Annotated in this window: 18 protein-coding genes; 9 read left to right on the plus strand and 9 right to left on the minus strand. The window is 72.8% G+C overall.

Features of this window, described 5'->3' with window-relative positions; genetic code table 11:
• Window positions 1–68: 68 nt before the first annotated feature.
• The 3 genes from ACWD6P_RS31255 to ACWD6P_RS31265 all read right to left on the minus strand — a co-directional run bounded on the left by ACWD6P_RS31255 (window position 69) and on the right by ACWD6P_RS31265 (window position 4,079).
• Window positions 69–599 carry a GNAT family N-acetyltransferase gene (locus ACWD6P_RS31255; RefSeq protein ID WP_451447535.1) on the minus strand — a complete coding sequence of 177 codons (531 nt, stop codon included), beginning with the start codon at window positions 597–599 and terminating at the stop codon, window positions 69–71.
• Between the two features lie 326 nt (window positions 600–925).
• Window positions 926–3,715 carry an HAD-IC family P-type ATPase gene (locus ACWD6P_RS31260; protein WP_451447536.1) on the minus strand — a complete coding sequence of 930 codons (2,790 nt, stop codon included), beginning with the start codon at window positions 3,713–3,715 and terminating at the stop codon, window positions 926–928.
• Between the two features lie 100 nt (window positions 3,716–3,815).
• Window positions 3,816–4,079: a DUF2530 domain-containing protein gene (locus tag ACWD6P_RS31265; RefSeq protein WP_451447537.1), complete on the minus strand. Its 264-nt coding sequence runs from the start codon at window positions 4,077–4,079 to the stop codon at window positions 3,816–3,818.
• A 292-nt stretch (window positions 4,080–4,371) separates the two neighbouring features.
• On the opposite strand from ACWD6P_RS31265, the gene ACWD6P_RS31270 reads away from it, so the two are divergent.
• Window positions 4,372–5,841, plus strand: coding sequence for an NCS2 family permease (locus tag ACWD6P_RS31270; RefSeq protein ID WP_451447538.1), 1,470 nt, complete (start codon window positions 4,372–4,374; stop codon window positions 5,839–5,841).
• A 315-nt stretch (window positions 5,842–6,156) separates the two neighbouring features.
• Here the strand turns inward: ACWD6P_RS31270 and ACWD6P_RS31275 are convergent, their stop codons facing one another.
• Window positions 6,157–6,348 carry a hypothetical protein gene (locus tag ACWD6P_RS31275; protein WP_451447539.1) on the minus strand — a complete coding sequence of 64 codons (192 nt, stop codon included), beginning with the start codon at window positions 6,346–6,348 and terminating at the stop codon, window positions 6,157–6,159.
• A gap of 130 nt (window positions 6,349–6,478) precedes the next feature.
• Between ACWD6P_RS31275 and ACWD6P_RS31280 the strand changes: the two genes are divergently transcribed.
• From ACWD6P_RS31280 to thpR, 4 genes are all read left to right on the plus strand, one after another.
• Window positions 6,479–6,943 carry a MarR family winged helix-turn-helix transcriptional regulator gene (locus ACWD6P_RS31280; protein ID WP_451447540.1) on the plus strand — a complete coding sequence of 155 codons (465 nt, stop codon included), beginning with the start codon at window positions 6,479–6,481 and terminating at the stop codon, window positions 6,941–6,943.
• 28 nt (window positions 6,944–6,971) lie between these two features.
• The gene (locus ACWD6P_RS31285) at window positions 6,972–8,369 is read left to right on the plus strand and encodes an MFS transporter (protein WP_451447541.1); all 1,398 of its coding nucleotides are present in this window, start codon (window positions 6,972–6,974) and stop codon (window positions 8,367–8,369) included.
• Window positions 8,370–8,791: 422 nt separating this feature from the next.
• Entirely contained in the window at window positions 8,792–9,187 is a 396-nt protein-coding gene (locus tag ACWD6P_RS31290; protein WP_451447554.1) for a DUF2267 domain-containing protein, read from the plus strand.
• Between the two features lie 85 nt (window positions 9,188–9,272).
• Window positions 9,273–9,842: an RNA 2',3'-cyclic phosphodiesterase gene (gene thpR, locus ACWD6P_RS31295; RefSeq protein WP_451447542.1), complete on the plus strand. Its 570-nt coding sequence runs from the start codon at window positions 9,273–9,275 to the stop codon at window positions 9,840–9,842.
• Between the two features lie 176 nt (window positions 9,843–10,018).
• Here the strand turns inward: thpR and ACWD6P_RS31300 are convergent, their stop codons facing one another.
• Both ACWD6P_RS31300 and ACWD6P_RS31305 read right to left on the minus strand, forming a co-directional pair.
• Window positions 10,019–11,017: an aldo/keto reductase gene (locus ACWD6P_RS31300; protein ID WP_451447543.1), complete on the minus strand. Its 999-nt coding sequence runs from the start codon at window positions 11,015–11,017 to the stop codon at window positions 10,019–10,021.
• A gap of 73 nt (window positions 11,018–11,090) precedes the next feature.
• Complete coding sequence (locus ACWD6P_RS31305) at window positions 11,091–11,792, minus strand: GDSL-type esterase/lipase family protein (RefSeq protein WP_451447555.1); 702 nt, start codon at window positions 11,790–11,792, stop codon at window positions 11,091–11,093.
• Window positions 11,793–11,912: 120 nt separating this feature from the next.
• On the opposite strand from ACWD6P_RS31305, the gene ACWD6P_RS31310 reads away from it, so the two are divergent.
• Window positions 11,913–12,929, plus strand: a complete 1,017-nt coding sequence (locus ACWD6P_RS31310; RefSeq protein ID WP_451447544.1) for a hypothetical protein — start codon at window positions 11,913–11,915, stop codon at window positions 12,927–12,929.
• Between the two features lie 18 nt (window positions 12,930–12,947).
• Here the strand turns inward: ACWD6P_RS31310 and ACWD6P_RS31315 are convergent, their stop codons facing one another.
• Window positions 12,948–13,358: a PPOX class F420-dependent oxidoreductase gene (locus ACWD6P_RS31315; RefSeq protein WP_451447545.1), complete on the minus strand. Its 411-nt coding sequence runs from the start codon at window positions 13,356–13,358 to the stop codon at window positions 12,948–12,950.
• 33 nt (window positions 13,359–13,391) lie between these two features.
• On the minus strand, window positions 13,392–14,192 hold the full coding sequence (locus ACWD6P_RS31320) for a TetR/AcrR family transcriptional regulator (protein WP_451447546.1): 801 nt from the start codon (window positions 14,190–14,192) through the stop codon (window positions 13,392–13,394).
• Window positions 14,193–14,287: 95 nt separating this feature from the next.
• Here ACWD6P_RS31320 and ACWD6P_RS31325 point away from each other — a divergent pair, with 95 nt between their 5' ends.
• Window positions 14,288–15,331 (plus strand): ATP-binding cassette domain-containing protein, encoded by a 1,044-nt coding sequence (locus tag ACWD6P_RS31325; protein WP_451447547.1) that lies wholly within the window; start codon window positions 14,288–14,290, stop codon window positions 15,329–15,331.
• Window positions 15,328–16,176 (plus strand): ABC transporter permease, encoded by an 849-nt coding sequence (locus tag ACWD6P_RS31330; RefSeq protein WP_451447548.1) that lies wholly within the window; start codon window positions 15,328–15,330, stop codon window positions 16,174–16,176. The genes ACWD6P_RS31325 and ACWD6P_RS31330 overlap by 4 nt, the downstream gene beginning before the upstream one ends.
• A gap of 78 nt (window positions 16,177–16,254) precedes the next feature.
• Here ACWD6P_RS31330 and serC read toward each other — a convergent pair whose 3' ends face one another.
• Window positions 16,255–17,373 (minus strand): phosphoserine transaminase, encoded by a 1,119-nt coding sequence (gene serC / locus ACWD6P_RS31335; RefSeq protein WP_451447549.1) that lies wholly within the window; start codon window positions 17,371–17,373, stop codon window positions 16,255–16,257.
• A 213-nt stretch (window positions 17,374–17,586) separates the two neighbouring features.
• Between serC and ACWD6P_RS31340 the strand changes: the two genes are divergently transcribed.
• Window positions 17,587–20,679: an FAD-binding and (Fe-S)-binding domain-containing protein gene (locus tag ACWD6P_RS31340; protein WP_451447550.1), complete on the plus strand. Its 3,093-nt coding sequence runs from the start codon at window positions 17,587–17,589 to the stop codon at window positions 20,677–20,679.
• The last annotated feature ends 98 nt before the right edge of the window (window positions 20,680–20,777 follow it).

A 20,777-nucleotide genomic window follows, 5' to 3' on the forward strand; every position in this document is an offset into this window, starting at 1 on the left:
GCGAACAGCGCGGGCGGGAGCGGGAGCAGCCGCATCCGCGGCCTTACGGCATCTACGGACGTACGGCCCTAGATCCCGAAGGGTGCCGCATAGCGGACGGTGCCGCTCGGCAGCGGGTGGGACTCGTCCAGGGCGAGGGCCATCATGGCCTCGTCCGGGACGTCGAGGGGCACGCGGATACCGTGCGCCGAGGCGCGGGTAAAACCGAAGCGCGGGTAGTACGCCGGGTGCCCGAGGACGGTGACGAAGCGCTCGCCCCGCTCCCTGGCGGCGGTGAGCGCGGCGCGGACGGCGGCCGAGCCCGCCCCGCTGTTCTGGTACCCGGGCAGGACCGCCACGGGGGCCAGGCACAGGGCCGGGATCTCGTCGATGTGGCAGCGGGTCAGCAGCGCCTGGCCGACCAGCCGGCCGTCGGTGTCGGCCGCGACGAGGGAGAGACCGTCGATCCAGGCGGGGTCGGCGCGCAGGGCGTCGACGAGGTCGGCCTCCAGGGGCGTGTCGAACGCGGCGAGGACGATCTCGCGGACCGCGGGGACGTCGGCGCCGGTCTCGGCGCGGGTGATCCAGTTGCGGTGGGTACGCGGGGTGTGAGTACGCATGACGGGATGCGGATCCGTTTCGTATGAGGTGGAGTCAAGTCCGTACGGTCCGTACGGACTTGCGTCGCCTCGCGAGCTCACGTTCTCGGCGAGGCGGGAACGGCTTCGTCAGGCCGTCGCCCGGGACGTGAGGGCGGTCCGGGCGCTGCGCCGTGCAGTGACCTTGAGCGCAGTGGCCTTTCGCGCGGTCATCAACCCCACCTCCCTCTTCTCCTCGTACCGCTTCTCCTCATGCCGCACCGGGACCGGTACGCACCGTGCGGTACGGACGGAACGTAACACGCGCAACGCGGAAGCGCCGCCGAATTTCCGGGGGGGGGGAGGGCTCAGGCCGGGAAGCGGCGGTCCACCCAGCGCCAGGTGACCTCCAGCAGCACCGCGGCCACCGCGGCGACGGCCACCGCCGCCCACGGCATCGTCGTACCGACCAGGCGCAGATCGAAGAAGTCCTGCAGCCAGGGGGTGACGAGGACGATCACGAACCCCAGGGCCATGGTCACGACCAGGGCGATCCGCCACCACGTGTAGGGGCGGGCGATGATCAACAGGACCCAGAGGGCGGCGAGGAAGAGGGTCAGGGTCGCGGCGCTGGTCTCGGCGGAGAGGGCGCCGGGGCCGCTGTAGTGGACGCGGGCCAGGAGGTAGGTGGCGAAGGCGGCCAGGCCCGTGATGACGCCGGAGGGGATCGCGTAGCGCATGACCCGGCGGACGAAGTGGGGGCGGGCGCGTTCCTTGTTGGGGGCCAGCGCCAGGAAGAACGCGGGCACGCCGATGGTCAGCGTGGACAGCAGGGTGAGATGGCGCGGGAGGTAGGGGTAGGGGATCTGCCAGCACGCGACGAGCATGGCGAGGAGGACGGAGTAGACCGTCTTGGTGAGGAAGAGGGTGGCGACGCGGGTGATGTTGCCGATGACGCGGCGGCCCTCGGCGACCACCGAAGGCAGCGTGGCGAAGCTGTTGTTGAGCAGGACGATCTGGGCGACCGCGCGGGTGGCCTCGGAGCCGGAGCCCATCGCGACGCCGATGTCGGCGTCCTTGAGGGCGAGCACGTCGTTGACGCCGTCCCCCGTCATGGCGACGTTGTGGCCGCGTGACTGCAGGGCGGCGACCATGTCCCGCTTCTGCTGCGGGGTGACCCGGCCGAACACCGCACCCCGGTCGAGGACGGAGGCCATCTCGTCGGCGGGGGCGGGCAGGGCCCGCGCGTCCACGGGGGCATCCGCGCCCGGCAGGCCCAGCTTGCCGGCCACCGCGCCCACGGACACCGCGTTGTCGCCGGAGATGACCTTGGCGTGGACGCCCTGCTCGGCGAAGTAGCGCAGGGTGTCGGGGGCCTCGGGGCGCAGCCGCTGTTCGAGCACGACCAGCGCGGCCGGCTGCACGCCCCGGGCGACCTCGGGGTCGTCCAGCTCCCGTTCGGCGCGGGCCAGGAGCAGCACCCGCAGGCCCTGGGCGTTGAGCCCGTCGACGTCGGTCAGGCGGTGGTCGCCGGCGGGCAGGAGCACGTCGGGGGCGCCCAGAAGCCAGGTCGAGCTCTCGCCGTCGGCGTCGTTGAAGGACGCACCGCTGTATTTGCGGGCGGAGGAGAACGGCATCGACCGGGTGCAGCGCCAGGCGCCGTCGGCGGGGTAGGCGTTGATGATCGCCTGGAGGGAGGCGTTGGGGCGGGGATCGGATGCGCCGAGCGCGCCCAGGACCTGTTTGAGGTAGGCCTCGTCGCCGTCGCCGTCGCCGTCGCCGTCGCCGCTCCGCTTCGCTCCGTCCCCGCCCTCTTCGAAGCCGTCGAGGCCATCGAAGCCATCGAAGCCTTCGGGGGCGGAGCCCATTACCCGCAGCGCGCTGACGTCCATACCGCCCTCGGTGAGGGTGCCGGTCTTGTCCAGGCAGACGACGTCGACGCGGGCCAGGCCCTCGATGGCGGGGAGTTCCTGTACGAGGCACTGCTTGCGGCCGAGCCGGATGACGCCGATGGCGAAGGCGACGGAGGTGAGCAGCACCAGGCCTTCGGGGATCATCGGGACGATTCCGGCGACCATCCGGCGGATGGCCTCGTCGCCCGGCAGCCCGAGGGTGAGCAGATGGCTGAGGATGAGGCCGAGCGCGGTCGGGATCATCATCCAGGTCACGTACTTGAGGATCTGGCTGATGCCGGAGCGCAGCTCGGAGTGGACCAGGGTGAAGCGGCTGGCCTCCTCGGCGAGCTGGGCGGCGTACGCCCGGCGGCCGACCCTGGTCGCGGTGAAGGCGCCGCCGCCCGCGACGACGAAGCTGCCGGACATCACCGGATCGCCGGGCTTCTTGACGACCGGGTCGGCCTCGCCGGTCAGCAGGGACTCGTCGATCTCCAGACTGTCGGTCTCCAGCACCTCGCCGTCGACGATGACCTTGTCGCCCGGCCCGAGTTCGAGGACGTCGTTGAGGACGACCTCGGAGGTGGGGATCTCGGCAGGGACGCCGTCGCGCCGGACGGTCGGCCGGGCCTCGCCGATGACCGCCAGATTGTCCAGGGTCTTCTTGGCGCGCAGCTCCTGGATGATGCCGATGCCCGTGTTGGCGACGATGACGAAGCCGAAGAGCCCGTCCTGGAGGGGCCCGACGATCAGGATGATCACGAAGAGCACGCCGATGATCGCGTTGAAACGGGTGAGGACATTGGCGCGGATGATCTCGACGGTGGAGCGCGAGGAACGCACCGGAACGTCGTTGACCTCGCCCCTGGCCACCCGCTCGGCGACCTCGGCGGCGGTCAGGCCGGACTGATCGGGCCGGTGCCGCGGCGCGGCGGGCGCGGTGGGCTCGGAGGGCGCGGGCGGCTCACCGCCTGGGGCGGGCTCGCTGCCGGGTGCTGGCTTGCTGGCGGGCGCGGGTTCGCTGCTGGGGCCGGGGCCTTCGCCTGGTGCGGGTTCGCTGGCGAGCCTGGGGTCACCGCCGGTTGCGGGCTCGCCTCCCGGCCGTGATCCGTCGCCCGGTGCGGGCTCACCGCCGAGTCCGGGGTCACGGCCGGGTTCGGGCTCACCGTCGAGCCCGGGGTCACGGCCGGGTCCGGGCTTACCGCCGGGTCCGGGGTCGCCTCCCGGTCCGGGGTCGTCGACTTCGGTCCTCGCCCGATCCGTCATGCCCCCGACGTTACGGGCGGATGGGGCAGATCACCCGCCGGACGTGCGGGGCGTGCGCGGCGTGCGGGACCGGGCGGGGGAGGGGACGCCGGCGCCGTGGTCAGGAGTCCTCGGCGGCCGAGGCGGCGGCGCGCTTGATCGCGGCGTCGCGCTTGCGGACGTACCAGATGCCCAGCAGGCCCAGGGCGCCGCCGGCCAGGCAGGTCCACACCCACCAGGCCCAGTCGCGGTCGGCGAACCAGCCGTAGAAGGGGAGCTGCCCGAGGAAGAGCGCGAACCAGATGATCGTGCCGCCGATGATCGTGCCGACGACGGGGCCCTCGAGAGGCGCCGGGGCCTCGCGCAGTTCGGACTTCTTCCACATGGTGCCCAGCTTACGGGGGCCGGATCCGGGGGCCCGCGGGGGCCGGACGGGGTGCGTGCAGGGCCGGACGGGGAGTGCGTACGGGACGACAGGAGCGCGACCCGGCCCACGTCACAGGGGTCTACGCGCGGAGATAGCGATCAGTGCCTTGTTTATTCATACTGAACCTTTCTGGATCTGACCGGATCGGATCGTCGGTTCATCCAAGCCGATCCGGTTATTGATGCTCTGTACGTGTTCCGGGCCCTCGGGCCCCCGCGCCTCCCCCAGGCCCGTCCGACTGAGGTCCCGCATGTCCCCCTCGGCCACCACGCCGGTCGACACCCTTGAGAACCCGGCTCCGAAGCCTCCCAAGAACGGTTTCGACCGCTTCTTCAAGATCTCCGAGCGGGGGTCGACGGTCGGCCGCGAACTGCGCGGCGGTCTGGCAACGTTCTTCGCGATGGCCTACATCATCGTGCTGAACCCGATCATTCTCGGTTCCGGCGTCGACAAGTTCGGTCACCATCTCGACAACGGCCAGCTGGTCACCGCCACCGCGCTGATGGCCGGTCTGAGCACCGTCCTGATGGGCGTGATGGGCAATGTCCCGATCGCCATCGCCGCCGGCCTCGGCATCAACGCCGTGGTCTCCCTCCAGCTCGCCCCCAAGATGAGCTGGCCGGACGCGATGGGCATGGTCGTACTCGCCGGTCTGGTGCTGATGATCCTGGTCGCCTCGGGCCTGCGGCAGCGGGTGATGGACGCCATCCCCAACGGTCTGCGGCGCGCCATCGCCATCGGCATCGGCATGTTCATCTCGCTGATCGGCCTGGTCGACGCGGGCTTCGTGACCCGTAACCCGGACGCCGCGCACACCACCGTCCCGATGGGCCTGGGCCAGGGCGGTCAGCTCAAGGGCTGGCCGGTGCTGGTCTTCGTCATCGGCCTGATGCTGATGTTCGTGCTGATCGTGCGGAAGACCAAGGGCGCGATCCTGATCGGGATGGTCACCATGGCCGTCGTCGCGATCATCATCAACGCCGTCGTCGACATCCCGGACGCCGCCTGGGGCCTGGCGGTCCCCAACGTCCCGGACAAGATCATCGGCGCGCCGGACTTCGGTCTGATCGGCCACATCAGCCTCTTCGGCGGCTTCCAGGAAGTCGGCCTGCTCACGGGCTGCCTGTTCGTCTTCACCGTGCTGCTCTCCGGCTTCTTCGACGCGATGGGCACCATCATCGGCGTCGGCGAGGAGGCCGGGCTGACCGACAAGGACGGCAACCTGCCGGGCATGGGCCGGATCCTCATGGTCGACGGCATCGCGGTCGCGGGCGGCGGCTTCGGCTCCGCCTCCGCCAACACCTGCTTCGTGGAGTCCACGGCCGGCGTCGGCGAGGGTGCCCGTACGGGCCTGGCGAACCTGATGACCGGCGGGCTGTTCCTGCTGGCGCTGATCTTCACGCCGCTGGCGACGGTGGTCCCGTCCCAGGCGGCGACGCCCGCGCTCGTGGTCGTCGGCTTCCTGATCATGGCCTCGAACGTCCGGGACATCGACTGGGGCGACTTCACCGTCGGCATCCCCGCGTTCCTGACGATCGCCTCGATGCCGTTCACCTACAGCATCACCAACGGCATCGGCATCGGCGTCCTGGCGTTCATCGTGCTGCGCACGGCGACCGGCCGCTTCCGGCAGATCCCCTGGCTGCTGAACGCCGTCGGCCTCTGCTTCCTCGTCTACTTCCTGCTCCACCCGATCGAGCAGGCCCTCGGGGCCAAGTAACGGAGTAGGCCCTCCTCGACGTCCGCCTGTGCCTCTTCCTCGCCGCTTTGCCTGTGCCGCCTCCCCTTCCCATTACGGCAACGAATACGGAGAGTGATTAGTTTCCGGCAGAGCGTAGCGGAGGGTGAGGGGGTTCGGGTAGAGGGGCTCCAGTGGGTAGCGGGGCTTCGGGTGGCCGGGACCTGGAGGGCGGTGGCCTTCGGGGGGTGGTGAGGCCTCGGGCGGCCGCGGCTTCAGCGGACCGTGAGGCTTCAGGCGGCCGTGGCTTCAGTGGATGGCGGGGCCTCGGGCGGCCGGGGCTTCAGGTCGTCGGGTTCAGGTGGCCGTCCAGCGCACGCCGAGTTTCTTTGTTTCGTCGACGGAGGAATTGAATCGCTCGTCGAAGTCCTCGCGGATGAGCGTCCGGACGACATAGTCCTGGACGCTCATTCCGCGTTTTGCGGCGTGCTGCCGAATGCGCTCCAGCAGCTCCCCGTCCACGCGCAGGCTGAGCACTCGCGATCCCATACGGACACGGTCCCGCCCCTTCGCGGTCAGGTGTGTCACTTTCGGCCGCGTCCTCACTCATATGGGTGATCCATGGTGGACACCAGCCCCCGCCTTTACTTAGAGAGGGTAATGAGTTATGCTAAAGACCATGCCGGAACTGTCCCACCCCCAGCCAGACGGCCGGGAGGCGCACCCAGATGACGCGGCCGCGGTGAACGCGCTGCGGTCCGCCGTGATGCGCCTGTCCCGCCGGCTCAAGCACCAGCGGGTGGACGAGTCGCTCAGCCCCACCGAGATGTCGGTGCTCGGGACCCTGGCCCGCTGCGGCCGGGCCACCCCCGGCGAGCTGGCCCGCAAGGAGCATGTGCAGCCGCCGTCGATGACCCGCATCGTGGCCATGCTCGAAGCCAAGGGACTGGTCCGGCTCGAACCCCACCCCGACGACCGCCGTCAGAAGGTCGTCACCCAGACGGAACAGGCCGAGGCGATGCTCGAGGAGAGCCGCCGTAGGCGCAACGCCTGGCTCGCCGAGCTGGCCTCCGGGCTGGACGAGGACGAGTGGGCGAAGGTGCGCGCCGCCGCGCCGGTTCTGGAGAAGCTCGCACAGCTGTAGACACCGAGGCCAAGGAGGCGAACCCACTTTGAGTACGGGATCCGGAGCAGACTCCGCCCCCGCACCGAACCCCTACGACGACGACACGCCTCCCGACAAGGCGACCGCGGCCGCGACCACGGCGCGCAAGGGCACGTTCAGCTCCCTGCGCATCCGTAACTACCGGCTCTTCGCCACCGGCCAGATGGTGTCCAACACCGGCACGTGGATGCAGCGCATCGCCCAGGACTGGCTGGTGCTCAGCCTCACCGGCTCGTCCGCCGCGGTCGGCATCACCACCGCGCTGCAGTTCCTGCCGATGCTGCTGTTCGGCCTCTACGGCGGCGTCATCGCGGACCGCTTCGCCAAGCGCACGCTGCTGCTGATCACCCAGTCCGCCATGGGCCTGACCGGTCTGGCCCTCGCCGCGCTCACGCTCAGCGGCCATGTGCAGGTCTGGCACGTCTACCTGGTCGCCCTGCTGCTCGGCCTGGCCACCGTCGTCGACAACCCCGCCCGCCAGGCGTTCGTCTCCGAGATGGTCGGCCAGGCGGACCTGCGCAACGCGGTCAGCCTCAACTCCGCGAACTTCCAGTCCGCGCGCCTGATAGGCCCCGCGGTGGCCGGTGTGCTGATCACTGCGTTCGGCAGCGGCTGGGCCTTCCTCCTCAACGGTCTGTCGTTCGTCGCGCCCGTCGTCGGCCTGCTGATGATGCGGACGGCCGAACTCCACAAGGTCGAGCGGGTCCCCCGCAGCAAGGGACAGCTGCGCGAGGGCCTGCGCTATGTCTCCGGCCGCCCCGACCTGATCTGGCCCATCGTCCTGGTCGGCTTCATCGGCACATTCGGCTTCAACTTCCCGATCTGGCTGACCGCGTTCGTCCACCATGTCTTCCACCAGGGCGCCGGCACATACGCGCTGTTCAACGGCCTGATGGCGGCCGGTTCGCTGATCGGTGCGCTGCTCGCCGCGCGCCGCGCGAGCTCCCGGCTGCGCCTGCTGGTCGGCGCCGCCATGCTCTTCGGCGCCCTGGAGATCGCCGCGGCGCTGTCGCCCTCCTTCTGGATCTTCGCGGCCCTCCTCGCGCCCATCGGCATGGTCGGCCTGACGATCAACGTCACCGCCAATTCGAGCGTCCAGATGGCCACCGACCCGCTGATGCGCGGCCGGGTGATGAGCCTGTTCATGATGGTGTTCATGGGCGGCACCCCGCTCGGCGCGCCCCTCGTCGGCTGGGTCACCGACGCCTTCGGCGCCCGTGTCGGGTTCCTGGCCGGCGGCCTGGTCTCGCTGACGTCCGCGGCCCTCATCGGCCTGGTCCTCGCCCGCGTGGGCGGCCTGCGTCTCCAGGTCGACCTCCGCCGGGGCCACCGGCGCGTCGCGTTCGTGCCGCGGGCCGCGCACCCCGCCCCGTCGGGCGAGAAGGAGCTGGCGCCGGCCGCGTAGGGCCTGCCCATCGGATGACCATCGGACAGCCCCTGGGCAGCAGCCCCTGGCCAGGCCTGCCGGGCAGCCGTGCGGCGGTGGCGAGCGGTGGTGGCGAGCGGGGGCCCGGGGCGGCGTGCCGGGAGCGGTCGGCCGCGGGCCCTGCGCCCCGATCGCCGAGCGGGCCGGGCCGGGCGAGGTCACCATGGGCGCATGGGCAGGAGTGCGGCAGGAGTGCGGCAGAGTACGGCAGGAGTGCGGAGCGTCGGCGGATCGGCGCGGCCGAGGACGTCAGTGGCGGTCGCGTTGCCCGCAGTGGTGTGGAGGACGGGTACGCGGTCTTCCGACCCGGCCCGCCCTGTGAGCCCACCGTCCTCCACGCCCAACGAGACCGGAGAAACGTCCTCCGCGCCCAACGAGACCGGAGAAAGGGGACAGCCGTGGTGGCCATGCGATGGGAGGCGTTCCTGGCGCAGGTTCAGGAGCGCGGTGAGTACGCCTCGCCGCAGGAGGCGGAACGGGCCGCGCGGGTCGTCCTCGCCCTGCTGGGTGCGCATCTGGTGGGTGAGGAGCGGGCCGAGCTGGCCGCCCGCCTGCCGGAGACCTTCGAGCTGATCCTGCTCAATCCGCTGCAGGCCGCCGAGCCGCTGGATCCCGGGCGGTTCGTCCGCGCCACCGCGGCCTGGATCGAGGGGGCCAGCGAGGAGACCGCCCAGTGGGACGCCGGTGCGGTGCTCAGCGTGGTGGCCGACGCCGCGGGTGAGGATCTGATGCGCCGCGTGCTGCTCCAGCTGCCCCCGGGGTTCGACCTGCTCTTCGGCCGCCCCGAGCGGCTGTGAAGCGCCCGGGGCCGCCGCACGGCCCGGGCCCGGCCGCCGCCGTGCGGGCCCGGCCCCGCCGCACGGCGTGGGCCAGACTGGCCGTATGAGACTCTTCGCCGCCGTGCTGCCGCCCGCCGCCGCCCTGGAAGAACTGGCCGTCGAGGTGGCGCGGTTGAAGCGGCTCCCGGCCGCCGACCGGCTGCGCTGGACCGGCCGGGGCGGCTGGCACTTCACCCTCGCCTTCTACGGGGAGGTGCCCGACGAGATCGTCCCCGGGCTGCAGGAGCGCCTGGCCCGCGCCGCCCACCGCCGCGACCCCTACGAGCTGCGGATCGCCGGCGGCGGCCGCTTCTCGGACCGGGTGGTGTGGGCGGGGGCCGACGGCGACCGGCCCGCGATGAGCCGGCTCGCCGACTCGGCGGCGGCGGCCGCCCGCCGGGCCGGTGTGGCCATGGTGGACGAGCACCGCCCCTACACCCCCCACCTCACCCTCGCCCGCAGCCGCACCGGCCATGTGAGCCTCGCCCCGTACGCCGCCGCGCTCAAGGACTTCGCCGGCTCGCCCTGGACGGTGGGGGCGCTCTCCCTGATCCGCAGCAATCCGCCCGTCCCCGGTGTGGCGGGTCAGCAGCCGCGCTACGAGGAGATCGCCTCCTGGCCGCTGGGCCGCTGAGCGCGGCGGTTACGCTCAAAGGGTGGACCCGAAAACGCGTAACCGGATCATGTCCGGCCTGCTCGCCGTGCTGCTCGTCGTCGTGATCGTGGCGGCGGCGGTGCGCTGACGCCTTTGCGGCCGCCGGCGCGCCGCCCGTCCGCCTGCCTCACCGGGCGGATCTCACCGGGCGGATCTCACCAGGCGAAGGCCTCCGGTGACGGCCCCGGCCCGGGGAAGATCTCGTCGAGCGACGTGAGGAGTTCCGCCGGCAGTTTCAGTTCGACGGCGCGCAGCGCGGAGGTGAGCTGGTCGGCGGTGCGCGGGCCGACGATGGGGCCGGTGACGCCCGGGCGGGTCAGCAGCCAGGCCAGGGCCACTTCGCCGGGCTCCAGGCCGTGCTCGGCCAGCAGGTCCTCGTAGGACTGGATCCGGGCGCGCAGCAGGGGGTCGGCGAGGGAGTCGGCCGAGCGGCCGGAGACGGAGCGGGCGGCGCCGCCCTCGCGCTCCTTGCGGATCGCGCCGCCCAGCAGCCCGCCGTGCAGCGGCGACCAGGGGATGACGCCCAGGCCGTAGCCCGTGGCGGCGGGGATGACCTCCATCTCGGCGCGCCGCTCCACCAGGTTGTACAGGCACTGCTCGCTGACCAGGCCGTAGGACCCCCGGCGGGCGGCCGTCTCGTTGGCGCGGGCGAGGTGCCAGCCGGCGTGGTTGGAGGACCCCGCGTAGAGGATCTTGCCCTGCTGGACGAGGACGTCGACGGCCTGCCAGATCTCGTCCCAGGGGGTGTCCCGGTCGACGTGGTGGAACTGGTAGAGGTCGATGTAGTCGGTGCCCAGCCGCCGGAGGCTGGCGTCCACCGCCCGCCGGATGTTGAGGGCGGAGAGCTTGTCGTGGTTGGGCCAGACCGCCTCGCCGTCCGGCGCCATGTTCGCGTAGACCTTGGTGGCCAGTACGGTCTTGTCGCGCCGGCCGCCGCCCTTGGCGAACCACGAGCCGAGGATCTCCTCCGTACGGCCCTTGTTGGCGCCCCAGCCGTAGACGTTGGCGGTGTCGAAGAAGTTGACGCCCGCGCCGAGCGCCGCGTCCATGATCGTGTGGCTGTCGGCCTCGTCCGTCTGAGGCCCGAAGTTCATCGTCCCGAGGACGAGTCGGCTGACCTTGAGTCCGGTGCGTCCGAGCTGCGTGTACTCCATGGTCGTCCAGCCAACGCCTTCGAGTGCGCTCGAAGCAAGCACCGCGAGGGGTCGCGGCCGGTGCCGGGCCAGGTCACGGTGCCGGAACGGCTTGTGGCCGCTGCGGTGTCCGGTACGGGGCGCCCACACCCCAGCCCTGGTACATCGCGTCCGCGAACGCGCCGGCCAGCAGGTGTTCTCCCCACGGCGAGGGGTGCGTCCCGTCGTAGGTGGCGTGTTCGGTCTCCCAGGCGGGCGGCTCGGAGGCCAGCAGCAGCGGGGAGGCGGGGGTGGACAGGTCGGCGACGGCCTTGGCCAGCAGCTCGTTGAAGTACGCGCACTGGGCGCCGAACGCGGCGTCCGCCGCCGCCCGTACGTTGGGTATGACGGGCATCAGCACGGCCCGGATGCGGGGTGCCGCGGTCCGCGCCCGCGCCACGAACTCCCGTACGTTCTCCGCGGTCTGCTCGGCGTTGGTGTAGAAGCCGAGGTCTATCAGGCCGAGCGAGACCAGCAGGGTGTCGGCCTCGTGGCGGTGCACCGCGTCGCCGATCAGCGGCGCCATGTGCAGCCAGCCCTCGCCCCACCCGGCGAGGTGGCGGCGGGCCTGTTCGGGAAAGCCGGGATCGCCGTAGGCGTGCGAGGTGGCGTCGTCTGCGGCGGGTTCATGGAGCGCGCGGCGCGGGCCGACGATGCGGAAGGGGCCGCCGTAGGTCGCGTCCAGGTGCTGCCACATCCGGTAGCGCCATGTGAAATCGCCGGTGCTCCCTATCGTCATCGAGTCACCGACGAACATGATCCTCATCGGGCCATGATGGCCGAGAACCCGGCCGGCCTGGTACGTGACGCTGGCCACGCACCGGTGCGCTGCCCCCGTCCCGCCGCGGGCCGCGGCCCGGGATGGCAGTCTGTGCCCATGCGTTCGCTTCTGTGCGCGGCCGGTGCCGCGGGGGTCCTGTGGGTGGCGGCGGCCGGGCCGGCCGCCGCCGACGAGCCCGACGGCTTCACCGTCGGCGATCCCCGGATCACCGAGTCCAGCGGGCTGGCCGCCAGCCGCGCGCACCCCGGGGTCTACTGGACCCACAACGACAGCGACGACGGCCCGTACGTCTATGCCGTCGACGGCGCCTCCGGCCGTACGGTCGCGCGGATCACCCTGCGCGGTATCGGCTCGCCGCGGGACGTCGAGGCGGTCTCGGTCGGCCCGGACGGCGCCGTGTACGTCGGCGACATCGGCGACAACCTCGGCGGCACGTGGAGCCATGTGTGGATCTACCGCTTCCCCGAGCCCGCGAAGCTGCGCGATGCCGCCGTCACCGCCGCGCAGTTCGACGTGGTGTACGCGGACGGGCCGCGGGACGCCGAGGCGCTGATGGTGCACCCCCGGACCGGCCGGGTCTATATCGCCAGCAAGAAGCAGGGCGGTGGCGGGGCGCTGTACGAGGGCCCGCGGCGCCTGAGCACGTCCCGGGCCAACACCTTCCGCAAGGTCGCGCCGATCGACCTGTGGGTGACCGACGGCGCGTTCTCGCCGGACGGCACCCGGCTGGTGATGCGCAGTTACTTCGGCGCCCGGATCTACCGGTGGCAGGACGGGCGCCCGAAGGACATCGGCAGTGTGGGCGTACCGGTGCAGCAGCAGGGCGAGTCGGTCTCCTTCACGCCCGACGGCCGCACCCTGATGTACGGCTCGGAGGGCGGCGGCAGCCAGGTCGAGCCGGTGGGTCTGAGCGGCGAGCAGCTGCCGGTGTCGGCGAGGGGCTCCGGCGACGGGGACGACCCGGCGAACGGTGCCGGGTCGGCCGACGGCCCGGGCGGGAAGGGGGGTTCGGGATCGGGGCCGAACCCCGGCTTCGTCAAGGGTGCGCTGGTCCTTGCGGGGGCGACGGCGCTGGTGGTGGCCGTGCGGCGGTTGCTGCGGCGCCGCTCCTGAGGGGTTCTTAAGGGGTTTTCAGAGGGCGTCCTCCGGTACCAGTCGCAGTTCGTAGTGCAGTGTCCGCTCCTTCTTCAGGCGGTGTGCCAGCGGCACCAGCAGCCCGTGGATCAGCGGGTACTTGCGGGTCAGTGAGCGCTCGGCGCGCCGGTACTCCCGGGTCTGCGGGTCCAGCAGCCGCACCCGCGCCGTGACGGTGGGTCCGGTGGGCCGGCCCCGCCAGGTGGACGCGCAGAACTCCACCTCCGGGAAGTTCCGCATCCGTTTGGCCTTTCCTGCGCTGCCGTAGGTACGGATGTAGGCGTGGTCGCCGTCGACGGCGATGTTGACCGGTGTGCCGACACCGGTCCCGTCCCGCTTGTACGTCGTCAGCAGAATCGCCCCTTGCCGTTCGAAGGGGGCGAGGCCGGGGCTGGGGGGAGTGGTCATGTCTCCCATACAGGCATATCCGGCCCGTTCCCGTCACGCTCCGGTGCGTCCGTTCGGGGGACGGTCCGCTGGGCCGTCCGGGTGGTTCCGGGCGGCGACGGCCGCTGCGAATCCGTCGAGAAGGGCGGTCAGGCCCAGCTCGAAGACCGAGGTGCCGCCGCCGTGGAAGGTGTCGGGGGCGAGGCCGGCGAGGGCGGGGTAGCGGCCGCTGAGCATGGCCGTGGACAGGACCTGCGCCTGCGCCTGCCAGAACTCCTCGTCGCTGACGCCGGTGCGCTTCTCGGCGAGGGCGGAGTTGAGCTGGGTGCGGGCGGTGCCGGTGACGAAGCCGTCGAGGCAGACCAGGGCGTGGATCTTCTCGCGGTCGGTCAGGCCGGTGCCGGCCAGGGCGCGCAGCGCGTACTCCAGTCCGTCCAGGGCGTTGGGGCCGAGGAGGGGGCGGGCCTGGTCGACCTGGAGCAGCCAGGGGTGCCGCTCGTGCAGCCGCCAGCTGCTGCGGGCGACCGCTTCCAGTGCGGGGCGCCAGCCGGCGCCGGGGTCGGGGTGTGCGTCGGCGTCGAACTCGGCGACCTTGTCGAGCATCAGGTCCAGGAGTTCCGCCTTGCCCGGCACGTAGCGGTAGAGGGACATGGTGCCGACCCCGAGGTCGGTGGCGACCCGGCGCATGGACAGCGCGCCGAGCCCGTCGGAGTCGGCGACGGCCACCGCCGCGGTGACGATGCGGTCGAGGGTGAGGCCCGGTCTGGGGCCGCGGCTGGGCCGGTCGCCCAGGCCCCAGAGCAGCTCCAGGCTGCGGGAGACGTCGCCGCTGCCGCTGTGTTCTGTGGTCGTCATCGTTCCGCCATCCTATGCCGCCGTCGAAAAACTGGGTACGCCGTACGCGCAATCGGGTACGGTGTACCCAGTTTTCGATCCGGAGGGATGTGGCGATGGCTGAGATGGCGATCGGAGTGGGGGCGAGCGCGGCCCTGCGGCGGCCGGCGGCGGGGGCCGCGAGGGCGCTGCCGCCCGGCGAGGTGGTGCTCGCGGAGGGGCTGGAGAAGCGGTACGGGGACAAGCGGGCGCTGGACGGACTCGACCTCGCCGTACGCCGGGGCACGGTGCACGGCCTGCTCGGCCCGAACGGCGCGGGCAAGACCACCGCCGTCCGCGTCCTGGCCACCCTGCTGCGGCCGGACGGCGGCCGGGCCACCGTCGCCGGCCACGACGTGGCGCGCGAGCCCCACCGGGTGCGGCGCAGGATCGGGCTGGCGGGGCAGTTCGCCGCGGTGGACGACATCCTGAGCGGGCGTCAGAACCTGGAGATGTTCGGCAGGCTCTTCCACCTGCGGGTGCGCGAGGCGCGGGCGCGCGCGGCGGAACTGCTGGACCAGTTCGGCCTGGGCGACGCGGCCGACAAGCCCGCCAAGGGCTACAGCGGCGGGATGCGGCGCCGGCTCGACCTCGCCGCGAGCCTGATCCTCGCCCCCGAGGTGCTCTTCCTGGACGAGCCGACCGCCGGCCTCGACCCGCGCGGCCGGGGCGAGGTCTGGGAGTCGGTCCGCGCCCTGGTCGCCACGGGCACCTCGGTGCTGCTGACCACCCAGTACCTGGACGAGGCCGATCAGCTGGCCGACCGCATCTCGGTCATCGACCACGGGCGGACCATCGCCGACGGCACCCCCGCCGCACTGAAGCGGCAGGTCGGCGGGGACAGCGTGCAGGTCGTGCTGCGCGAGGCGGCGGACCTGCCGCGCGCGGAGCGAGCCGTGGCGCGGGTCGCCGCGGGCGGCCTGCGGCCCACGACGGACGAGGACGAACGGCGGGTCGCGGCGCCGGTCAGCAACGGCGTCGCCGCGCTGACCGAGGTCGCGCGCACCCTCCAGGACGAGGGCGTCGGCGTCGAGGACATCGGGCTGCGCCGGCCCACGCTCGACGAGGTGTTCCTGCAGCTCACCGGACGCCGTACGAGCGGACCGGAGGCGGCGGCATGAGCGCCGGCACGGTGTCGCCCGCGTCGTACGACGGCCGCCCCGACGACGGGCCCGCCCGCCGCCTCTTCTGGGCCTTCGCCGACTGTTTCACCCTCGTCCGCCGGTACCTCACCCACCTCGTCACACAACCCGCCAACATCGCCTGGCAGCTGGGCTTCCCGATCGTCTCCGTGCTGCTCTTCGTCTATGTCTTCGGCAGCGCCATGGACGTCGGCGGCGGTGTGGACTACGCGACGTTCGCGATGCCCGGCATGTTCGCCATGACGATGTCCTTCGGCTTCATGAACACCGCGATCATCGTCGTCATCGACCGGGACCGGGGGGTGACCGACCGCTTCCGCTCCATGCCGATGGCGCCGTCGGCGGTCGTCAGCGGGCGCGGGGTCTCCGACGCGATCAGCGCGTGCGTCGACCTCGCCGCGCTGGCCGTGATCGCCGTGGTCGTCGGCTGGCGCCCCCACGGCAGCCCGGCCGACACCGCGGCCGCCTTCGGCCTGCTGCTGCTCCTGCGCTTCGCGCTCAGCTGGGTGGGTGTCCTGCTCGGCCTGCTGCTGCCCAACCAGGAGGCGGCCGGCGGACTCTACGCCGTCGCGATGCCCTTCGGCATGATCTCCAGCGTCTTCACCCCGCCGTCGATGATGCCGGACTGGCTGGGCGCCCTCGCCATGTGGAACCCGGTGTCCTCGACGGCCAACGCGGTCCGGGAACTCTTCGGCAACCCGGCCGCGACCGGCGCCGGCTGGGTGGAACAGCACGCGCTGCTGATGGCGGTGCTCTGGCCCCTCGCCCTCACGGCCCTCTTCCTGCCGCTGGCCGTACGGCGCTTCCAGCGGCTCAGCCGCTGACGGCGCCCTGCCGGGCCGAGACGGCGCACGGGCCCCGGCGGACGATCCGCCGGGGCCCGTGGTCACGCGCAGGGGCTGCTACAGCTGCCCGATCACATGGTCGACGCAGGCCGTCAGCGCCTCGACGTCCGACGGGTCGATCGCCGGGAACATCGCGATGCGCAGCTGGTTGCGGCCGAGCTTGCGGTAGGGCTCGGTGTCGACGATGCCGTTGGCGCGCAGGGCCTTGGCGACGGCGGCCGCGTCGATGTCCTCGTGGAAGTCGATCGTGCCGATGACCTGCGAGCGCTTGGCCGGGTCGGTGACGAACGGGGTGGCGTACTTGGAGTCCTCGGCCCAGCCGTAGAGGGTGCGCGCGGAGGTGGCGGTGCGCCGGACCGCCCAGTCCAGGCCGCCCTGGCCGTTGATCCACTCCAGCTGCTCGTTGAGCAGGAACAGGGTGGCCAGGGCCGGGGTGTTGTACGTCTGGTTCTTCAGGGAGTTGTCGATCGCCGTCGGCAGCGAGAAGAACTCCGGGATGTGACGGCCCGACGCATGGACGGCGCGGGCGCGCTCCAGGGCGGCGGGGGAGAAGACCGCCAGCCACAGACCGCCGTCGGCGGCGAACGACTTCTGCGGGGCGAAGTAGTACACGTCGGTCTCGGCGATGTCGACGGGCAGACCGCCGGCGCCGGACGTGGCGTCGACCAGGACGAGGGAGCCCGCGTCGGCGCCCGCGACGCGCCGGATGGGGGCGGCCACACCGGTCGAGGTCTCGTTGTGGGTGAACGCGTAGACGTCCACGCCCTCCTCGGCCTCCGGGTCCGGGTGGCTGCCCGGGTCGGCGGAGATGACGGTGGGCTCCGCCAGCCACGGCGCCAGCTTGGCGGCCTTGGCGAACTTCGAGGAGAACTCACCGAAGGACAGGTGCTGGGACTTGCGCTCGATCAGGCCGTGCGTCGCGATGTCCCAGAACGCGGTGGAACCGCCGTTGCCGAGCACGACCTCGTAGCCCTCGGGGAGCTGGAAGAGATCGCGTACGCCGTCGCGCACCTTGCCGACCAGGTCCTTGACCGGGGCCTGGCGGTGGGACGTGCCGAGAAGGGAGCTACCGGTGGCGGCCAGGGCGCCGAGCGCCTCCGTACGCACCTTGGAGGGGCCCGCGCCGAAGCGTCCGTCGGCGGGCTTGATGTCAGCGGGAATCTGGATATCAGCCACGGGGGAAGCCTAATCCGTCGCGCTGCGCCCTCCCGCGGCGCGTCCACCCGGTGAGATGACGCACGACCGCAGGGCGGACAGGTCCGGACAGGCCCGGACGGGGCCCGTCCGGGTCACCGCGGCGCGGCGCGGCGCCCGCCGCCACCCGACGCGCGCGCCGAATCCGGCACGCCGCAGGCCTCATGACCCCGCCCCAGTGGGCAGGCTGAGGACATGGCTGATCGCACGGAGAACATCGCTGAGCGTACGGAGACCGAGCGGCGGGACCTGGCGCAGGAGCTGGCGGCCGCGGTGCGCGGGGAGGTCTCGTTCACCGCGGCCGACCGGGCCCTGATGACGATGGACGCGTCCAACTACCGGCGGGTGCCGCAGGCGGTGGTCGCGCCGCGGGACGCCGACGACGTCGCGGCGGCGCTGCGGGTGTGCCGGGAGCACGCTGTGCCCGTGGTGGCGCGCGGCGGCGGGACCAGCATCGCGGGCCAGGCCACCGGCGTCGGCGTCGTACTGGACTTCACCCGCCATATGCGGCGGATCGTGTCACTGGACGCCGCGGCCCGCACGGCCGTGGTGCAGCCCGGCGTGGTGCTGGACGACCTGCGGGCGGCGGCCGCCCCGCACGGGCTGACCTTCGGCCCCGACCCCTCCACCCACAGCCGCTGCACCCTCGGCGGCATGATCGGCAACAACTCCTGCGGCGCGCACTCCGTCGCCTGGGGCACCACCGCCGACAACGTCGGCGAACTGGCGGTGCTCACCTACGGCGGCGAGCCGGTACGGGCCGGCCGCGGCAGCGACGGCACGGGCCGCCCCACCGGACTGCCGCCGCGCCTGCGGGACGGCGTCAAGGCCCTGGTCGACGGGGAACTGGCGCTGCTGCGCACCGGCTACCCCGACCTGCCCCGCCGCATCTCCGGCTACGCCCTGGACGCGCTGCTGCCGGAGGTGGGCACCGACCTGGCGCGCGCCCTCACCGGCAGCGAGGGCACCCTCGGCGTGCTGACCGAGGCGACCGTACGGCTCGTGGAGACCCCGGCGGCCCGCGCGCTGGCCGTCCTCGGCTACCCCGACGAGAGCGCGGCCGCCGAGGCCGCCCACACCCTGCTGCCCCATCACCCCATGACCGTCGAGGGGATGGCCGCCGACCTGGTGGGCGGCGCGGCCGGGCTGCCCAAGGGCGGCGCCTGGCTGTTCGTCGAGATGGGCGGCGCGAGCCCCGACGAGGCCGCCGCCCGCGCCGAGGCGCTCTGCCGGGCGGCGGCCGCGGACGGCACCACCGACCACACCCTGGTCACCGACCCGGCCGGCCAGCGGGCCCTGTGGCGGATCCGCGAGGACGCCTCGGGCACCGCGACCCGGATGCCCGACGGCTCGGAAGCCTGGCCCGGCTGGGAGGACTGCGCCGTACCGCCCGCCCGGCTCGGCCCGTACCTGCGCGACTTCCGCGCCCTGCTCGCCCAGCACGGCCTGCGCGGCACCCCCTACGGCCACTTCGGCGACGGCTGCATCCACATCCGCATCGACTTCGACCTGCTGACCGCCCCCGGCATCCGCCGCTTCCGTGAGTTCTCCTACGACCTGGGCGAGCTGGTCGTCGCGCACGGCGGCTCGCTCTCCGGTGAACACGGCGACGGGCAGGCCCGCGCCGAGCTGCTCCCCAAGATGTACGGCCCCGAGCTGGTCGGCCTCTTCCACCGCTTCAAGGACCTCTGGGACCCGGCCGGCGGCCTCAACCCCGGCATGCTGGTGCGCCCCGCCCGCCTCGACGAGAACCTCCGCTTCGCGCCGCTGCCCAAGCGTCCCGTCCCGGTCGCCTTCGGCTATCCGCACGACGGCGGCGACTTCTCGGCGGCCGTACGCCGCTGCGTGGGCGTCGCCAAGTGCCGCAGCGCCACCACCGGTCCGGGCTCGGCGGACGTCATGTGCCCGTCCTTCCGCGCCACCGGCGAGGAGCAGCACTCCACCCGCGGCCGGGCCCGGCTGCTGCACGAGATGCTCGCCGGCGAGGTGATCACCGACGGCTGGCAGTCGACGGAGGTACGCGACGCCCTCGACCTGTGCCTGTCCTGCAAGGGCTGCCGCAGCGACTGCCCGGTCGGTGTCGACATGGCCACCTACAAGGCGGAGTTCCTCCACCACCACTACGCGGGCCGCCTGCGCCCCGCCGCCCACTACTCCATGGGCCGGCTGCCGCAGTGGCTGCGCGCCGCGGCCCCCGCGGCCCCCCTCCTCAACGCCATCGCCCGCACCCCGCTCGCGTCCCTCGCCACCCGCCTGGCCGGCATCGCCCCCGAGCGCCCGCTCCCGGAACTGGCCACCGAGACGTTCACCCGCTGGTGGTGGCGCCGGCACCGGTCCAGCGGTGAGGGCCGTACGGGCACCGGCCCGGGCCGTACGAGTGCCGACGGGGCCCCGGGCCATACGGGCGCCGACGACGCCCCGCGTACAGGCGGCCCGGGCCGTACGGGGACGGGCGGCGCCCCCCGCACCGGCTCCGGCCCTGCCGTCATCCTCTGGCCCGACACCTTCACCAACCACCTCTCCCCCCAGGTCGGCCGCTCCGCCGTACGCGTCCTGGAAGCCGCCGGCCTGCGCCCCCTCCTCCCGCCCACCGCACCCCTGCGCACCGCATCCGGACCCCGCCCCGGCTTCCCGCCGCGCCGCCACCGCCCGCTGTGCTGCGGGCTGACCTACGTCTCCACTGGCCAACTCGACCACGCCCGACGGGTCATGCGCCGTACGGTCGACGTCCTGACCCCCCTCCTGCGGCCCGGCCGTCCCCTCGTCGTCCTCGAACCGAGCTGCGCCGCCGCCCTCCGCACGGACCTGCCCGAACTCCTCGCGGACGACCCCCGCGCCGCCCGCCTCGCCGCCTCCGTACGCACCTTCGCCCAGGCCCTGGAGGAGCTGGCCCCCGACTGGCAGCCCCCGCGCCTCGACCGCCCGGTCGCCGGCCAGACCCACTGCCACCAGCACGCGGTCCTCGGCGACGCCGCCGACCGCCGCCTGCGCGAACGCGCCGGCCTCACCGGCCGACTGAGCGGCGGCTGCTGCGGCCTGGCCGGCAACTTCGGCTTTGAACGCGGCCATTACGAGGTGTCCGTGGCCTGCGCCGAGGAACAACTCCTCCCCTCGGTACGGCAGTCCTCCCCCGACACGGAGATCCTCGCCGACGGCTTCTCCTGCCGCACCCAACTCGCCCACCTCTCCGACCGCCCGGGCCGACACCTGGCGGAGGTCCTGGCTGAGGGGCTGGAGGGGGAGCGGGAACAGGAGCAGGAGCAAAAGCAGGAGCCGGGGGAGGGGTGAGGCGGGGGCGGCGCGCGCGTATGCGTATGAGCCTGCGTACGTGGCGGCTGCGGGCATCGCAGCCCGCCACCCACCCCCGCCACCCACCCCCGCCACCC

The sequence above is a fragment of the Streptomyces sp. NPDC002446 genome (genome assembly GCF_053595675.1).

What these genes read in the sequence shown, in the direction of transcription:
- ACWD6P_RS31255 (WP_451447535.1), bottom strand. Translation starts at nt 599, where the DNA reads ATGCGTACTCACACCCCGCGTACCCACCGCAACTGGATCACCCGCGCC.
- ACWD6P_RS31260 (WP_451447536.1), bottom strand. Translation starts at nt 3,715, where the DNA reads ATGACGGATCGGGCGAGGACCGAAGTCGACGACCCCGGACCGGGAGGC.
- ACWD6P_RS31265 (WP_451447537.1), bottom strand. Translation starts at nt 4,079, where the DNA reads ATGTGGAAGAAGTCCGAACTGCGCGAGGCCCCGGCGCCTCTCGAGGGC.
- ACWD6P_RS31270 (WP_451447538.1), top strand. Translation starts at nt 4,372, where the DNA reads ATGTCCCCCTCGGCCACCACGCCGGTCGACACCCTTGAGAACCCGGCT.
- ACWD6P_RS31275 (WP_451447539.1), bottom strand. Translation starts at nt 6,348, where the DNA reads ATGGGATCGCGAGTGCTCAGCCTGCGCGTGGACGGGGAGCTGCTGGAG.
- ACWD6P_RS31280 (WP_451447540.1), top strand. Translation starts at nt 6,479, where the DNA reads ATGCCGGAACTGTCCCACCCCCAGCCAGACGGCCGGGAGGCGCACCCA.
- thpR (WP_451447542.1), top strand. Translation starts at nt 9,273, where the DNA reads ATGAGACTCTTCGCCGCCGTGCTGCCGCCCGCCGCCGCCCTGGAAGAA.
- ACWD6P_RS31300 (WP_451447543.1), bottom strand. Translation starts at nt 11,017, where the DNA reads ATGGAGTACACGCAGCTCGGACGCACCGGACTCAAGGTCAGCCGACTC.
- ACWD6P_RS31305 (WP_451447555.1), bottom strand. Translation starts at nt 11,792, where the DNA reads ATGTTCGTCGGTGACTCGATGACGATAGGGAGCACCGGCGATTTCACA.
- ACWD6P_RS31310 (WP_451447544.1), top strand. Translation starts at nt 11,913, where the DNA reads ATGCGTTCGCTTCTGTGCGCGGCCGGTGCCGCGGGGGTCCTGTGGGTG.
- ACWD6P_RS31315 (WP_451447545.1), bottom strand. Translation starts at nt 13,358, where the DNA reads ATGACCACTCCCCCCAGCCCCGGCCTCGCCCCCTTCGAACGGCAAGGG.
- ACWD6P_RS31320 (WP_451447546.1), bottom strand. Translation starts at nt 14,192, where the DNA reads ATGACGACCACAGAACACAGCGGCAGCGGCGACGTCTCCCGCAGCCTG.
- ACWD6P_RS31325 (WP_451447547.1), top strand. Translation starts at nt 14,288, where the DNA reads ATGGCTGAGATGGCGATCGGAGTGGGGGCGAGCGCGGCCCTGCGGCGG.
- ACWD6P_RS31330 (WP_451447548.1), top strand. Translation starts at nt 15,328, where the DNA reads ATGAGCGCCGGCACGGTGTCGCCCGCGTCGTACGACGGCCGCCCCGAC.
- ACWD6P_RS31340 (WP_451447550.1), top strand. Translation starts at nt 17,587, where the DNA reads ATGGCTGATCGCACGGAGAACATCGCTGAGCGTACGGAGACCGAGCGG.